The organism is Amphiplicatus metriothermophilus (assembly GCF_900199215.1).
Classification (GTDB): Bacteria; Pseudomonadota; Alphaproteobacteria; order Caulobacterales; family Parvularculaceae; genus Amphiplicatus; species Amphiplicatus metriothermophilus.
Window position 1 is genome coordinate 34,931 of sequence record NZ_FZQA01000009.1, and the last position, 14,945, is coordinate 49,875.

A 14,945-nucleotide genomic window follows, 5' to 3' on the forward strand; every position below is an offset into this window, starting at 1 on the left:
TAAACATGGGGCGCGAACGTGGGCGCCAAACAACCTATTCATCCTTGCACCACCTATTCGCCAGCCATCTCGGGGCCTTAGCAAAATCATCTGCACACGGGCGAAATCGCCGCGTGCAACCAAACCGGATGTGCAGACAATGGGTTATGCGGGCTTTGCCCCATCACCTTTTATCTTGCCCTCCGCTGCCTCAGACGCCCCCCACGCTCCAATTCCTTCATGACGCTGGATCAGCTTTTCTCGTGCTTCCGCCAAGGGAGCCGCAACATCGTCGCCCGTCCGATGACGAGACGCCGATCCACCGGCCCGAAATATCGACCATCGAAGGACTGCGGATGGTCTTGCAACAGGAAGACCGTCTGCTCGGTGAGGATGTGGCAGCCCTGCCAATCGGGCAGCGGCCTGCCCAAACCGTCCGCCTTTTCAGCCCTGGAAACCGGATTTCCGTTGATCGAAACCGTCTCTCCCCGACGACAAATTACGTCTCCATCGACCCCGACAACGCGCTTGATGAAGGGCACATCGGCGGGCAGATAGCCGCGCTCTTCGACAAGTTTTCGGACGCGCTCCGGCACGCGAACAAGGACATAATCGCTGCGGCTGATTGGCCGCCGGTCGAGCCAATAGAAGCCGATCGGCGCGCTCGCCGAGGCGTTATAGATCAGCTTCTTCGGTAGGCTGATGGTCGATACGATGGCCAAAGCAAGCACCGGGATCGTCGTACAAACGAGCGGTCCCCACTTCACGCCGACACCTTTTTCGCCGCTAAATATGCCGCATGCTGTTCTCGCGAATAGGCACGGACCGGCTGCCCCGCTGTGATGCGATTGTGGACATGGCGATAATAGGCGGGCGACACGTCGACCGGATCGAAGCCGTCCGCTTCCAGCACGTCGATCTGCAACAGCGCGCGCTTGACCTTCGTGTTTCCGGTGACAAGCAAGAGCACTTCACCGCCCGGACAGACGCCCGGAATGCGGCTCAGAAGCAGTGACGGCTCCGCTGCGCGAACGATGGTGAAGCGCCACTCCTGCGTGCCGAACTCGTTGGCCCGCCAGCGAACATAGCCGAAGACCTGGCCCGGTCTGAAAAGCGCAAGCGACCGCCTGCGGTCCAAGTCCTGCTGTGCATCAGGCGCGCCGAACCGCAGCCAGTGGTTCAAATGCTCCGGATAAAAGACGATCTCGACGCGTGTGAAATGTTCAGACATCGGAAGTCGAATCCTTCTTCCGCATGTCCGACCAGGCGGTCAGTTCGTCAATGTGATAGCGAACGTGGCGGCCGTGTTTGCGGTATTGCGGGCCGCCGCCATAGACGCGCATTTTCTCCAGCGTGTTGGGTTTGAGTTTGAGAAAACGCGCGGCTTCGCTCGTTGTCAGGAACGGTCCTTCAGCGACCGTTTGTGCGTCGTGCTCGGTCATGCGTCCTCCGGCGTCAGCGAAAGTGCTCTATGCCGGTCAAGGATGAGCGAGCGTGAAATCGGGCGGCAGTATCGTTAGCGGCGAAGCGCACGAACGATACCCCTCACGCGGGTCAGGCGAGTAGCTTTCGATAGCCGCCGTTCATCATCCGCTGGCCGCGTTTGACGCTGCGGATGACGCGGTTCTTCATGGTCTGGTCGGGGTTGGTCCAGTCGCGCCGCACCGCCTTTTCGCCATAGAGAAAGATCGCGATCTGGCGGTAGGAACGCCCCTCCATTCGTAAATCGAGAGCAACAAGGGCGTCGCGGTGGCGCATCGCCTCAACGGTCCATCCGCCGCTCCTCCCACTGAGCCGCCGCCCCCGATAGAGATCAGCGAGTCGTCTGATGAGATGCTGGCGACTGTCCACGTTTGGGAAATCGTCGATCACTATTTCAAGAACGAAAGGATCGATTCGGATGTCATCACCCACACACCGCACCTGTGCCACCCGGTCGTTGTCGCGCAGGAGCAGATGCTGCTCACCATCCACCGTCTTCAAAAGAGTCTTTCGACATGGGACGTCATTCAGAGAGACCGTGACCCCCAAGCCGTTATCATCGCTCTTGCGAGTATGGGCCGACACCACGCGCCGATAGTCCTCAGTTCGCCAGAAGACCTCGGCCTTGAGGGCATTTTCGCGCGGATCGGCGAAAGGTATAAAGGCCCCAGGCTTCGGCGCGTAGAAAGCGCCGCCGCACCCTGATTAGTGTAACATCGTTCCGTAGACGGATGGGAATCGGACGGCCCGGCGGGGAACAGCGCCAGTCGCGGCCAAAGTCCGGATTGCGCCGAAGATATTCCCAGGCAACTCGCGACCGGGTCAGTGGCCGTACATAGTCGTAGTCACCGAGGTGCAGATCGCCGGACATCGAGGAGTTGTGATATTCCACCATCGTGCTTTCCATTCCCACGGCACGATGGCGGCCGACGCACCCAGCGTCGCAAACTCAATCAAGCTCCTCTTTCATTGCGCTTACGTCCGTCACCAAGCGCCCAAGACGCTGCACCATCGACCCGCAATACAGACTCGTGTCATCGCTCAACTATGGCGCGCGAAAATCAACGAACGGTTAAGAATTCTGAACATTTTGCAAGAAAATACATGCAATGTACATATTCCGGTGAAAGCAAATAGCCCCCGCACCGAAGCGCGGGGGCTGAAGCCGTGCGTTAGCTGCGCGGGTTCCAGAGGATCGCCATAATGCGGTCGTCTTCCTGCCCGGCGGCCCGGCCGAGATTGGCGTAGATTTTGTTCGGGCCGAATTCGGGAGCGGAGAAAGTCAGCGACACGTAAGGGTTGCCGCTGGCCTTGCCGACCCGGTTCCATCCGCCGCCAATCTCCACGCGGTCCTCGGTGTAGACCCGGAAGTCCGGCTGGGCGTCCGTTTCCTTCCGCGCGTTTGGCAGGATGTGGATGCGCTTCTTGAGGCTCATCGTCGCGAGCGTGCCTTCGTATCCGCCGGTCTCGTTCTTCGTCACATATCCAAGTGCCTGTGCCATCTTTCTGTCTCCTGTTGGCTTTCGCGGGGCGCCCATCGCCCTGCTGACGCGGGACCGGCCATGGCGGGCGGGGGCCGCATGAACCGTAGGCCGAAGCGCAGCGGAGGACCGGCGGGGCGCACTTTTTTGTCTCGCGAGGAAGGCCGAAGGCCGGGGAAAAAAGTGCGGAACGCCGGTTTCATGCGGCCGCCGTTCGCCATAGGTCCATCAAGCAGAAGCAGGCGAATGGGTGTCACGCCAGCCATCGACAGGAGACGTGATGGTCCAGGCAACGCGGGTCATCGTGACGAAAGATGACTAGCAGATGGCACCACCAAGTGCGCGTTCGACGGTGCTGCAGTATGAGCGCAGTCTCGTTTCTGTCCGACCGCCATGGGAGAAGAAGGAGGCGTACTGACGAGACGTGCGGTCTTCAGCGAGGACCACGTGGAGATTGAGAGGTCGGAACCGTCGGCGAGCGCCAGCGCGTTGCTTCAGGCTCGATGACCTTCTCCGCTCCCGAAGTTGGCTGCACGAACGTTATAGCCGAATCTGAGGCGCTGGCGGATTCAGATCATCCGGCTTGGTGATCCGCTGATCCGCGCACCTCTATAAGCGACAACGCCCCCGCGCCATTCGGCGCGGGGGCATTTCGCTGGCGTGCGGGAACAGTGGATGGCGCTCGCGGCCCTCCCGTTGGGGTGAGAGGGCCGCTCCCGCCGTCCGCCGCCGGTTTCAGGAAGCGAGCGATTTGATGCGGCCCGTGTTTTCCGTGAGCCGCCCGCCGCCTGCTTTCGTATAGGCTTTGAAGGGGAACTCCATATAGCGCGGTAACCATCCTTCGGCTTTCGTCCGCCCGTCCCCGGTGATGAAGTCGCGGACGATCTTCTTTTGAACCTTGGTCGTGGCGCTGACATTGGCGTCGGCGACCGCCTTGCCGCCGATATGGCGAAGCATGGCGTTGACGGCGGCCTTATTGCGGAGAAGGTCGAAGAAGGCGTCGTCCGCCTGCCAATAGTCGCGCATGTCCACCTTGAGATGGGTTCCGAGCGCCTCGACGACGGCGGTTCCGGACTCCAAGGTTTCGGCCATGACGATGGCGAGCACCCGCATCACCTCGTCGTCGGAGAGTTTCAAGAGCGCGGCGAATAGCTCGACCACCCGATAGTCGTCGCCGTTCGAGCGCACGACGGAATGGCCGTGGGCGGGCAATCCGAGAACCTTGAGAACGGCCTTGCGTTCTTCGGCCAGCGCCGTCTCGGCCTTCGATTTCGCGACGCTCTCGGCGGTTTCCTCCTTGCGCGTCGCCTGCGGGTCGGGCTTGGTCTGCCACAGCGCCGAGCCGCCGATGGCATGAGCGACCAAGAGCCGGAGGGCGATGCCCGGAGACCCGAGAAGCGCATGGCGCGCGGCGGCGTGGCGGTGAAGCTCGATATAGTTCTGCGCCGGATTGGTGAGCTCGGGGCGGTCGGCGGCGGCGGTGTTCTTCTCGTCTCCGCTCGTTGCTTTTCGCTGGCGGCGCTGATGTTCTTTCGCGGTGACGAAGCCTTCATGGACGGTGACTTCGCCGTTCTCGCGAACCTCGATATAGACCCGCCCGCCTTCGCCCTTGGGCGTCGCCACATGATCCCATTTGAGGAACCGTTCGCCCACATCGAGCACGACAACCTCGGGCCATCCCTTGGCGAGAAGCGCGTCGCGCTTGGCGGCGACGGCCTCGTTCTGCAATTTCCAGAATTGGTCCAAATCGTCGAAATAGCCGGTTTCGTCGAACAAGTCCGTCACGATCCGGCCCTTATAGGCATCGAGGGGAAAGAGCGCCGCCCCGGTCGAAACCTCGCCGCCGAACAGCCATTGCTTCAACTGCCAGCCGCGCGGCGCATGTTGCTCCGGGTCCTGAAACAGCTTCAGCCATTCGGCTTGGCGGCCCTCGCTCGCCAAGGTCAGTTGGCGGACGGTCTGGGCGTCAATGTCCTCGTTACGATAGGCTTCGCGGATGTCGGGCAGAAGCTCGCCGAGGGCCAGCGCGCGCCTCACCATGATCTCGGTGACGCCAAAGGTGACGGCGATGTCCTCGACCGTCCGGCCCTCGTTTACGAGCCGGGCGAAGGTCTCCCAACGCGCCACTTCATCGGGGTCGAGCCGGGCCGTGTTCTCGATGAGTGAGGCTTCGAGCGCCGCCGCGTCGTCGCCTTCGGCCATGACGGCGCAAGGAACGGGATCGATCTCGCCGCCTTCCTTCGCGATGGCCTTGAGCGAAAAGAAACGCCGCCGCCCGGCGACGATCTCGTAGCCCTTGCCGTTCTTACGAACGAGCAAGGGCTGCTGCACGCCGCGCGCCCGGATAGAGGGCAGGATGTCCGACACGTCCGGCGCTTTGCGCGCATGGCGCATGTTGAGCGCGGAGACTTTCAGTTGGTCGAGGGGGATATGTTGAAGGTCCATTTGGTCTTCTCCTTGGGTTATGCTCCGGCCTGCCGGAGCGGGTGAAGCGCCCGATGGGGCGCAAAACTCAGTCCGTGCAGACACAATCCTCGCGCTCCCAATCGATCTCAGGCGCAGCGGGGTCGGCGAAATCGAGCACGCCTTGCCGCTGCACCTGATCGAACAGACGCGCATAGGGTTCGCGGTCGATGCGGAAGACGCGCATGTCCGGGCAATGGCCTTTAGCGCTCGATTTGCCGGGCTTGGCCTCCTGCGCGATCCACCAATTCGCGAGGTCGGGCCGGTCGCGCATGATCGCCTCGATCTTCCAGCGGGCTTTCAGGAAGCACAGGTCGCAATTGCCTTCATGGGAGCGAAGCGCGAGGTCGAAGGGCTGGTCCGCCCACCAATCGAGCACGTCCGCTTCCGTCACGCGCGCGTCCGCCAAGGGCAACTGAACCGTCGCGCCAGTGCGCTTGCGCGCGCCGCAGGCGCGCTGGCGATAGACGCGCTTCGGCTCGTCCGCGCGCAAGCCAAGCACGCTCGACCAGCTTGCCCAGCCGAGCCAATGCCGGGCGTAGGCGTCGATGCGGTCGCGTTTCAGGAAGGACGTGCAGAACCGCATGCGCGGGTTCGGCACGAAGCCCTTCCGGTCAATCAGCGCCTCGAACGGCTCGCCGTTTCGGGACGCGCTGTTATGAGAGACAATCCGCGTGCGGTGCGGCTCGTCCCAATCATACTCGACCCACGTGATGTGAACGCCCCAGCGCGCGCCGCATTCGGCTACGAAGTCGAGCGTCTCGGGACGCTCCTTGCCGGTGTTGGCGAAAACGACGTGCACGTCGTCCGGCAGAGCGCTGCCATGGGCGTCGAGAATGTGCTTCAGCATATAGCCGGACGTGCGCCCGCCCGAGAACGAGATCACGGCGGGGCCGGCAATGCGGTAGGGATAGCGGGTCATGGCTTGCACTTCCGCGCTTCGTCGATCCAGTCGATCTGGCGGCGACCTTCCAAGTCGAACAGGCCGAGGTCGCAGGGCTTCTGCTCGGCGTTCGGGTTGCGCTTCGGGGTCATCGGCTGGCGAGCGCGCCATTCCAGCCGGTCACGAAGCGTGATCGGCTTGACGCCCGGCGCGACAATCTGCTCGCCTTCGGGCGTCGTCTCGGTGGGGAATTCGGGGGCGTCGATCATGCCGCCGCCTCCACTGCCTCGGCCTTCTCGGCGTCGCGAAAAGCGAGGATGAAATCGGCGGCTTTGGAGGCTTGGCTCGCCGCGCGGAAGATCGCGCGATTGTCTTCTCTCAGGACTTCAAGCCATGAGCCGATATAGTCCGTGTGCCGAACGGTGGGTGCGATGCTGAGCGAAGCGCAGACAAAGGCGCTCGCCATCTCCGCGACCAGTTCCTCGCGGGCGTAGGGTTTCGAGCCGAAGGAATGGGACAGGTCGCGGGCGAGTCTCGTCTCGTGGCCGGTCCAGTGGCCAAGCTCGTGAAAACAGGTGCGATAGTAGTTCACCTGCTCGAAGAATGCGGGCTGCGGCGGTACGTGGATGAAGTCTTGGCTCGGCACATAGAAAGCCTTCGTTCCGCCGATGCGGAAATCCGCGCCCGTCGCTTCGATGAGACGCTCGGCCTGCGGAATGATTTCGGCTTCGGGCAGTGGGGCCGCGCCCGCGTAGGCTTCATCGGGCAGGCCTTCGCACTGCTCCACGTTGAACAGGGTGAAGCGTTTGAGGAACGGCACGCGGCCCGGCTCGTCGCCGTCCTGCTCGGCCCGCTCGCGCTCGGCCTTGGGAATGAAGGTATCGGCGTGGCACGCGGTGATGCCGCGCTCGCCCTTCATGACATGGCCGCCCATCTCTTGGGCTTGGCGATAGGTCAGCCATGTTTGCGTCGCGAAGCCCGCGCGCACGACGTGATGCCACAGGATCAGGATATTGACGCCGGAATAGGTTCGCCCGGTAAGCGCGTTCTTGGGTAAGCCAAGCCCAGCCTTCGCGCCCGGCGCGCCCCAAGGCTGCACCCAAGGTGCGCGGCCCGCCTCAAGCTCGGCGATGATGCGGGCCGTCACCTCGTCATAGAGATTCGGCTTCTCCGCGCCTGTGGCGCGGCTCTTTCTGCGCCCATGCTTTCCGCTTGCGCTGGCGTTTGCGGTTCTTGGCTCCATGATTGCGGCTCCCTCTGGTCCTCTGCGCGCGCCTTTTCCCGGAAGGGGGGCGGGCGGTAAGCGACCGGGAGCCCCGCCGGGTCAGGCGGGACGCAACTGTCTTGGTAGGACGAGAAAACCGACGTGGACGGACATAAAGCCAAGGCGGTTGCGGGCCGTCCCGGCGGGGCTACAAGGGAGTGTCCGGCCGCCCCCCGCACCGGGAAAAGGCTATAAAAAAGTCGCCGCCCGAAAGGGCGGCGTCCGTATGCCGGACCAAAGGTCCGGCCTCGCGCGAGGGATCGTTACCCGAATGGGCGGAGACCGCGCGAAGCGCGGGCTCCGTGGAGCTAAGGCCGCGCCAGCGGCCTTAGCGGAATAGAGCCCGGTCCGGCCTCCGGCCGGACGCGCGCCAGCGCCGACGCTACGGCCGCGTCCGGTACCCAAAAGGGCCGCTGCTCAGGGCGGCGAACAGCCGGGCGTAAGTTCGCTCGCGCAAGGGCTCGCTCATTCCACCTTCCTCATCAAACCGAGCGCGGACCAAAAAGAATGACTACGGCGCCGAAAAGACAAATCGCTGCGCCGGTCAGATCCCATCGGTCGGGGCGCTGAGCTTCCGCCAGCCAAAGCCACGCCAGCGAGGATGCGATGTAAATTCCCCCGTAGGCTGCATACGCCCGACCCGCGAAATCGCTGTCGATCCGGGTCAAAAGAAAGGCGAATGCTGCAAGGCTGACCATGCCCGGCAGCAGCCAGACCGCAGATTTATGCAAGCGAAGCCAAGCCCAGAAGGCAAAGCAGCCCGCAATCTCGGCCACAGCAGCGGCAATATAGACGGCCAAGGGAGCGAAGGCTTTCGCGATCATGGGCTGGCCTCTGCCATCTGGTGATCATCCTTCAAGCATTGTCCATGGTCGCTAAGCACCTCGATGACGCGGCAGTCGGAGATTTTGCCACCGCGGCATTGTTTGATCATCCGCTCCAATTCGCGTTTCAGCGCGTTCAAACGCTCAATCCGGCGGTTTACTTGGTCGAGTTGCCGACAGGCGATCGCGTCCGCCGCGTCGCAGGGTTGGTCCGGATTGTCGGATAGGCTCAAAAGATCGCGGATTGAATCCAGGGGAAAACCGAGCTCGCGGGCGTGCCGGATGAACGCCAGACGGTCGATGTCGGCTTGCGCGTAGAGTCGCCGGTTGCCCTCGGAGCGTGGGGCCTGTGGCAAAATGCCGATCTGTTCGTAATAGCGGATCGTCTGAACCTTACAGTCCGTCGCGCGCGCCACATGGCCGATCGTGTACATAGTCTTCTTCGGTCCCTATCGAAATTTTGACTTGCTTCTACAGCTACTGTAGATGTTATATGTCATGCATGCGAGGCGCAATGACGGTTTCCCATTCGGGACCGATGGTCGCTCAGGGATGGATTTTGAGGATTGTTAACCACATACGGTTAGTATCGCGCAGGATGAAGAAGGTCTTGCTACTGCTTGGGATGGTTGTATTTGTCGCGATTCAATTCGCCGACATCGCGATCCTTGACGCTGCGCCGGTTGACGGGCTCGAATTCCATACTCAGTCGGATCACGATCAGGACAAGCAAGCCTTTGACGGCTGCGAAATCCATTGCGGGTGTCATGCCCTGCACCACATGGCGGCCATCGGTAACACCAGCGTCTTTGCCTACGCAGTTTCGGCCAGCCGAGTATATCCGCGCGACAATGCCGGGAAGAATTCCGCTGGCCAAGGTCCGCCGGTCCCCCCTCCCAACGCCTGAACTCTCTACGCCCTGAGTCTGTGCGCGAGTACGGCATCGTGGTGGCGCGTGCACCCCGGTAACTGAGACAGAGAGTTCAATGAATGAAATGCCAAAAACTGGCGCTTTTCGGCGCCGTCATCGCGAGCCTTTGGCTTGCTGAGCCCGGCTTGGCGCAGGAGAGCGCTGCACCGGACATAGCGCTCAGGGAATTTGTTTTCAGTGTCCTGAGCGATCATCCGGCCCTGCGTCAAGCCCAGGCCGAACTGGATGCCGCGCGCGCCCAGGCACGCGGCCAAGCGCAACCGCTCTACAATCCCGAGATCGAGCTTGAATACGAGGAAGCGCTCGACAATTCAAAGTCGGTCGGCCTATCGCAGACGCTCGATCTCAGCGGCAAACGGCGGGCGCGCGCCAACGTCGCCACGGCCGAGGTGGTCGCCGCGGAAGCGCGGTTCGCCATCACGCGCAAGACTTTGCTTGCCAATCTCCTTATTGCGTTGTCGGACTATCAGGCGCGCCGAGACGCGGTTCGCATAGCCGAGCAACGTGTCAGGCTAGATGAAGAGTTCCTTGCGCTCGCTGAACGGCGCAATCGCGCCGGCGACCTGCCGCAATCGGACCTGCTGACGGCCCGATTGACTCTGGCTGAAGCGCGAGCTGCGGCGAGCACGGCGAGCATCGAGTTCTCGCAAGCGGAGGAACGCCTGATAGCTGTCGTCGGCGGCGTGATGCCGCCACCGCCGCCGCTTACCGGTTCACCTCCGCAAAAGCGTCCCTCAATCGAGGTAGTGAATGTCGATGCGCTCCCGGAACTTCAATCGGCGCAGGCCGATACAGAAGCGGCGCGCGCTTTCGTCAGCGTGGCGAAGCGGAATCGCATACCTGACCCGACTTTAGGCGTCAAAGTTGGTGAAGCGCGAAGCGCACTCGATCCCTTAGGGCAAAGAGAGTCCTCGACACTGTTCGGGATACGGCTGTCCATTCCCCTGCCCATTCGCAACACTTACAGTGCCGAAGTCGACGCCGCCAGGGCCGGTTCGATCGCGAGGGAGCAAAGCTACCGTGACTTGAGACGCAGGGTCGAAGCACGGCTTGCCGCGAGCCTTCGGCGCTACGAGACGGCGCTCAGCGCTTGGCAAGCCTGGACCGCCCAAGGGGCCGCGCCGCTCGACGAGCAACGCGCGCTCCTGCAGAGGCTGTGGGAAGCCGGCGAAATCGACGCCGTCGATTACATCATTCAACTCAATCAAACCTTCGCAACGGAGAGCGCCGGTGTTGAGCTCAAGGGCCGTCTCTGGACCACATGGTTCGACTGGCTGGAAGCTTCCGCCGCGATCAGCGAATGGGTGGAGAATATCCAATGACCAGGAAAATGAAATCGTCCTTAGGCGTCGCAGCCATCGCGATCGTCATCGCCGGCGCCGCTTTCGCGCTGATCAATCAGCCGCCGAACGCAAAGAATGAAGTCGCTGCTCCAGCGTCGCAAGAGACGGAACACGGCGAGGAGCATGAAGAAGGCGGTGTCGTCGAAATGACCGCCGCCGATCGCAAGGCAAAGGGCGTCACCACGGCGCCTGTGGACATGAGGGTCCTCACCGACGAAGCCGTTGTACCGGGCGAGGTGACGCTCGATCTATACCGATCAGCGCAGATCGCCCCGAGAATTTCCGCTCAAATCGTCGCCCGGCAAGCAAGGCTTGGGGACCATGTGAAGACCGGACAAGCGCTTGTTACTTTGTCCAGCGTCGAGATGGCGGATGCGCAAGGAAACCTGATCGTTGCCACGCGCGAATGGAGCCGCGTGCGCGAGCTGGGGCGTGAGATCGTTTCCGAGCGGCGTTATGTGGAAGCGCAGGTAGCCGCTGAGCAGGCACGCGCCAAGCTCTTAGCCTTCGGCATGACACCGGAGCAGATAGAGGCGCTGGTCAAAAACGGTGACGCTTCGAAAGCCACTGGAACATTCGACCTTTTGGCTCCGCAGGACGGTACGGTCGTCAAGGACGATTTCGTTGTCGGCGAAGTCGTGGATGCGGGGCGCGTGCTGTTTCAGATCACGGATGAAAGCCGGGTGTGGGTGCAAGCCCAGCTTACGCCCGATCAGGCTGCTCATGCCGAGGTCGGCTCTTCCGTCCGTATTCTGATCGACAAGGACCACGCGGTCGGCGGCCGGATCGTTCAGGTCCACCACACGCTTGACGAGACGACGCGCACCTTGCCGATCCGTGTCGAGGTCGACAATGCGGGCGACGAGTTACATCCCGGCCAATATGTCAGCGTTGCGGTTGGAGTCGGTGATGGCAAACAAGCACTCGCCGTACCGGAGGCGGCCGTCACGCTCATGGACGGCAATCCGACCGTCTTCAAAGTCGAAGGCGACGAACTTCACCCGACGGCAATTAAGACCGGCGTGACGCGCGGCGGCTGGGTTGAGGTCACGGCCGGTCTGAGCGCGGGCGATAAAATCGCGACGACTGAGGTCTTTCTCCTCAAGTCGCTCATCCAGAAATCCCAGATGGGCGAAGGCCACGGGCACTAAGGAGATAGATCATGTTGAACAAGCTCGTTGAACTTTCGCTTCAATACAAATTTCTTGTGATCATCGCCTTTCTGGTGATCGCCTTTCTCGGCTGGCGGGCGGTGACGACGGTTCCCATCGACGCCTTTCCGGATGTGACCCCGGTCCAGGTGAATATCTACACGGAGTCGCCTGGCCTCGCCGCAGAAGATGTCGAGCAACTTCTCACATTCCCCGTGGAATCGGCCATGGCCGGCCTGCCCGATGTCGACCAGATCCGCTCGGTCAGCCTGTTCGGTCTCTCTTACGTCTCGGTCTATTTCGAAGACGACGTGGACATCTATTTCGCACGCCGGCTCGTCATGGAGCGGCTTGCGGAAGTCCGCGACCGCATTCCCGAGGGCTACGGCACGCCGGAAATGGGACCGAACTCCTCCGGCCTCGGACAGGTCTTCTGGTACACCCTGGAGCGCGCCGACGAACAACTCGCGGGCGATATCACCGACATGGACCTGCGCACACTGCAGGACTGGTCGATCCGTCTCATCCTGCGGACCGCGTCGGGGGTCGATGACGTGATGTCCTGGGGTGGCCAGGAACGCCAGTATCAGGTGCAGATCGATCCCCTGAAGCTCATTAAATACAAGCTCGGCTACCGCGATGTGATGGAGGCGATCGAGGCCAACAACCGTCAGGTCGGCGGGCAATATATCGATCAGGGACCGGAGCAGTTTTTGGTCCGGGGCCTCGGTCTCGTCGATGGTGAGCGCGATATCGGCAACATTGTCCTCAAGGTTGAGGACGGCACGCCGGTCTATTTGCGGGACGTGGCGACGGTCGTACAGGCGCCGTCGCTGCGCTTCGGCGCGGTGACGCGCGACGGCAAGGAGGTCGTCCTCGGCATGGCCTTGTCACGCATCGGCGAGAACGCCAAGAACGTGGTCGATGCTGTCAAGGAGAAGCTTTCCGTGGCCGAACAGGCCTTGCCTGACGGCGTCACGCTGAAGCCGATCTATGATCGCACAGAACTGGTGGAAAAGGCCGTTTCAACGGCGGAACGAGCTCTTATCGAAGGCTCGATCCTGGTCGCCATTGTCCTGTTTCTGTTCCTCGGCGAATTGCGCTCGGCCTTCGTCGTCATTGCCGCACTGCCGCTCGCCATGCTGATCGCCTTCATCTTCATGGAGCAGGCAGGCCTGTCGTCCAATTTGATGTCGCTGGCGGGGCTCGCCATCGGTATCGGTATGATGGTCGATGGCGCCGTGGTCATGGTCGAGAATTCCTTCCGCATCATGGCGGAGCGTCGCTCGCACGGCGAGGAGGTCAACCGAACGGCAGCCGTGCTGGCGGCGGCGCGCGAAGTCGTCAATCCGATCGCCTTCGCAATCCTCATCATCATCGTCGTGTTCCTGCCGCTTTTCAGCCTTGAAGGCCTCGAAGGCAAGATGTTCAAACCGATGGCCTTCAACATCAGCTTCGCCATGGCGGGCTCGCTGCTCCTGACGCTGACGATCATACCGGTCCTGGCGGCGCTCATCCTTAAGCCCAAGGAAGAGCGCGACACCATGCTCGTGCGCTGGATCAAGCGCGGCTATCTGCCCCTGCTCGCCTGGTCGCTCGCAAACAAGCGAAAGGTCGTGATGGCCGCCGGCGCCTTGCTCCTGTTCAGTCTCGCGCTTTTTCCCTTTCTCGGGAAAGAGTTCATGCCGCAATTGCAGGAAGGCTCCATCATGTGGCGGGTGACGTCGATTCCGTCCACCTCGCTCGACCAGTCGATCAAGGTCTCGAATGACATTTCGGCGGCATTGTCGGACTTCCCGGAAGTCGAGACCACACTCGCCATGATCGGCCGGGCCGAGAAGGGCGAGACTGCCGACGTCAACTACATGGAGATCTACACCGCCTTGAAACCTGAGGGGGAATGGAAGTCGGGCCGTTCGATTGAGGAACTGGCGGACGCCATGCGCGAGAAATTGGAAGAGGTCGTTCCCACCGCCGTCATCGCTTTCACCCAGCCGATCCAGATGCGGGTGGAAGAACTGATCTCGGGGGTACGCGCCACCTTGGCGGCGAAGCTCTACGGCGAGGATTTGGGCGAGCTCGATCGCCTGAGCCAGGAGATTAAGAACGCGATCGCCTCTGTCCCCGGTGTGGCCGATCTATCGCTCGAAGCCAATCTCGGCAAGCCGCAGGTGCGGATCGAAGTAGACCGGGAGCAACTCGCCCGTTATGGCCTTAACGCTGACGATGTTCTGACTATCGTCCGCACCGGAATCGGCAACGAGCCGGTCTCGACACTTATCGACGGCGTCAAGCGATTCGACATCACGGCCCGGCTTCAGGACTCCTCGAAAACTTCCATCGAGGCGATCAAGGCGATCCCACTGCGTACGGCCGATGGGGCGATCATTCCGTTAAGCCGTGTCGCGGATGTCTCGGTCGCGGAAGGCTATTCCTTCGTTCGGCGTGAGCAATTGCAGCGTTATGCGGTGATCCAGATGGACGTCCGCGGACGCGACATTGACGGCTTTGTTCAGGATGCAAACCGGGCAATCAAGCAAAATGTGGAATTGCCGCCCGGCTATTGGATTGAATGGGGCGGTGCTTTCGAGAACCAGCAGCGCGCGCTCACGCGCCTTTCGATCATCGTACCGCTGACGATCTTTTTCATCTTCGTCCTTCTGTACACCGCGTTCAACTCGATCCGACACGCAACGCTGATCATCGCCAATGTGCCGTTCGCCACCATCGGCGGGCTGATTTCGCTCGCCATCACCGGGCAATATCTGTCGGTGCCGTCGGCGATCGGCTTCATCGCGGTCTTCGGTGTCGCCATGCTCAACGGCATTGTCCTCGTCGAATTCATCAATGGATTGCGCGAAAAGGGACTGGGCGTTGGGGAAGCCGTACGACGCGGAACGGAACTCAGGCTCCGCCCAGTGCTGATGACGGCGAGCGTCGCAATCCTCGGCCTGATCCCCATGCTGCTGTCGTCGGGTGTCGGCGCCGAAACCCAGCGGCCGCTTGCTACCGTCGTGGTCGGCGGGCTGATCACGTCGACGCTGCTGACGCTCGTCCTTCTCCCCGTCATCTATGAGTGGATGGAGACGCGCGTAGCGCGACCCGTGGAAACCGCCCGACAGCTCGAACCGCAGGAGGTCTGAC

The 14,945-nt window shown here is 61.9% G+C and carries 16 protein-coding genes; 3 read left to right on the top strand and 13 right to left on the bottom strand.

The features are described 5' to 3' along the window. Positions 1-230: 230 nt before the first annotated feature. The 13 genes from CHB64_RS14190 to CHB64_RS15155 all read right to left on the bottom strand — a co-directional run bounded on the left by CHB64_RS14190 (position 231) and on the right by CHB64_RS15155 (position 9,253). Positions 231-746, bottom strand: a complete 516-nt coding sequence (locus CHB64_RS14190; RefSeq protein WP_089413292.1) for a S26 family signal peptidase — start codon at positions 744-746, stop codon at positions 231-233. Further along, on the bottom strand, positions 743-1,210 hold the full coding sequence (locus CHB64_RS14195) for a DUF2840 domain-containing protein (protein ID WP_089413293.1): 468 nt from the start codon (positions 1,208-1,210) through the stop codon (positions 743-745). The genes CHB64_RS14190 and CHB64_RS14195 overlap by 4 nt, the downstream gene beginning before the upstream one ends. Beyond that, positions 1,203-1,421, bottom strand: a complete 219-nt coding sequence (locus tag CHB64_RS14200; protein WP_089413294.1) for a helix-turn-helix transcriptional regulator — start codon at positions 1,419-1,421, stop codon at positions 1,203-1,205. The genes CHB64_RS14195 and CHB64_RS14200 overlap by 8 nt, the downstream gene beginning before the upstream one ends. Positions 1,422-1,533: 112 nt before the next feature. Continuing rightward, positions 1,534-1,953, bottom strand: coding sequence for a DUF2285 domain-containing protein (locus tag CHB64_RS14205; protein ID WP_234993370.1), 420 nt, complete (start codon positions 1,951-1,953; stop codon positions 1,534-1,536). A gap of 109 nt (positions 1,954-2,062) precedes the next feature. Continuing rightward, positions 2,063-2,368, bottom strand: a complete 306-nt coding sequence (locus tag CHB64_RS15825) for a transcriptional regulator domain-containing protein (RefSeq protein WP_375790387.1) — start codon at positions 2,366-2,368, stop codon at positions 2,063-2,065. A gap of 265 nt (positions 2,369-2,633) precedes the next feature. Beyond that, positions 2,634-2,963, bottom strand: coding sequence for a DUF736 domain-containing protein (locus CHB64_RS14210; protein ID WP_089413296.1), 330 nt, complete (start codon positions 2,961-2,963; stop codon positions 2,634-2,636). Positions 2,964-3,677: 714 nt separating this feature from the next. Continuing rightward, a complete protein-coding gene (locus CHB64_RS14215) occupies positions 3,678-5,387 on the bottom strand; it encodes a ParB/RepB/Spo0J family partition protein (protein WP_089413297.1) in 1,710 nt (569 codons plus the stop codon). A 67-nt stretch (positions 5,388-5,454) separates the two neighbouring features. After that, positions 5,455-6,327 carry an adenine nucleotide alpha hydrolase family protein gene (locus CHB64_RS14220; RefSeq protein ID WP_143266032.1) on the bottom strand — a complete coding sequence of 291 codons (873 nt, stop codon included), beginning with the start codon at positions 6,325-6,327 and terminating at the stop codon, positions 5,455-5,457. After that, positions 6,324-6,557, bottom strand: a complete 234-nt coding sequence (locus CHB64_RS14225; RefSeq protein WP_089413298.1) for a hypothetical protein — start codon at positions 6,555-6,557, stop codon at positions 6,324-6,326. Before CHB64_RS14225 ends, CHB64_RS14220 begins: the two co-directional genes overlap by 4 nt. Continuing rightward, positions 6,554-7,531 (bottom strand): ArdC family protein, encoded by a 978-nt coding sequence (locus CHB64_RS14230; protein WP_089413299.1) that lies wholly within the window; start codon positions 7,529-7,531, stop codon positions 6,554-6,556. The genes CHB64_RS14225 and CHB64_RS14230 overlap by 4 nt, the downstream gene beginning before the upstream one ends. A 503-nt stretch (positions 7,532-8,034) precedes the next feature. Beyond that, positions 8,035-8,376: a YnfA family protein gene (locus CHB64_RS14235; protein WP_089413300.1), complete on the bottom strand. Its 342-nt coding sequence runs from the start codon at positions 8,374-8,376 to the stop codon at positions 8,035-8,037. Then, entirely contained in the window at positions 8,373-8,810 is a 438-nt protein-coding gene (locus CHB64_RS14240; RefSeq protein WP_089413301.1) for a MerR family transcriptional regulator, read from the bottom strand. Before CHB64_RS14240 ends, CHB64_RS14235 begins: the two co-directional genes overlap by 4 nt. A gap of 179 nt (positions 8,811-8,989) precedes the next feature. Beyond that, positions 8,990-9,253 (bottom strand): hypothetical protein, encoded by a 264-nt coding sequence (locus tag CHB64_RS15155; RefSeq protein WP_143266033.1) that lies wholly within the window; start codon positions 9,251-9,253, stop codon positions 8,990-8,992. 113 nt (positions 9,254-9,366) lie between these two features. Between CHB64_RS15155 and CHB64_RS14245 the strand changes: the two genes are divergently transcribed. Genes CHB64_RS14245 through CHB64_RS14255 form a run of 3 tightly spaced genes read left to right on the top strand, consistent with a single transcriptional unit; the run spans position 9,367 to position 14,944 of the window. Continuing rightward, positions 9,367-10,629, top strand: a complete 1,263-nt coding sequence (locus CHB64_RS14245; protein WP_089413302.1) for a TolC family protein — start codon at positions 9,367-9,369, stop codon at positions 10,627-10,629. Then, positions 10,626-11,801, top strand: coding sequence for an efflux RND transporter periplasmic adaptor subunit (locus tag CHB64_RS14250; protein ID WP_159462517.1), 1,176 nt, complete (start codon positions 10,626-10,628; stop codon positions 11,799-11,801). The genes CHB64_RS14245 and CHB64_RS14250 overlap by 4 nt, the downstream gene beginning before the upstream one ends. 11 nt (positions 11,802-11,812) lie before the next feature. Then, complete coding sequence (locus tag CHB64_RS14255; protein ID WP_089413304.1) at positions 11,813-14,944, top strand: efflux RND transporter permease subunit; 3,132 nt, start codon at positions 11,813-11,815, stop codon at positions 14,942-14,944. Position 14,945: the final 1 nt, after the last annotated feature.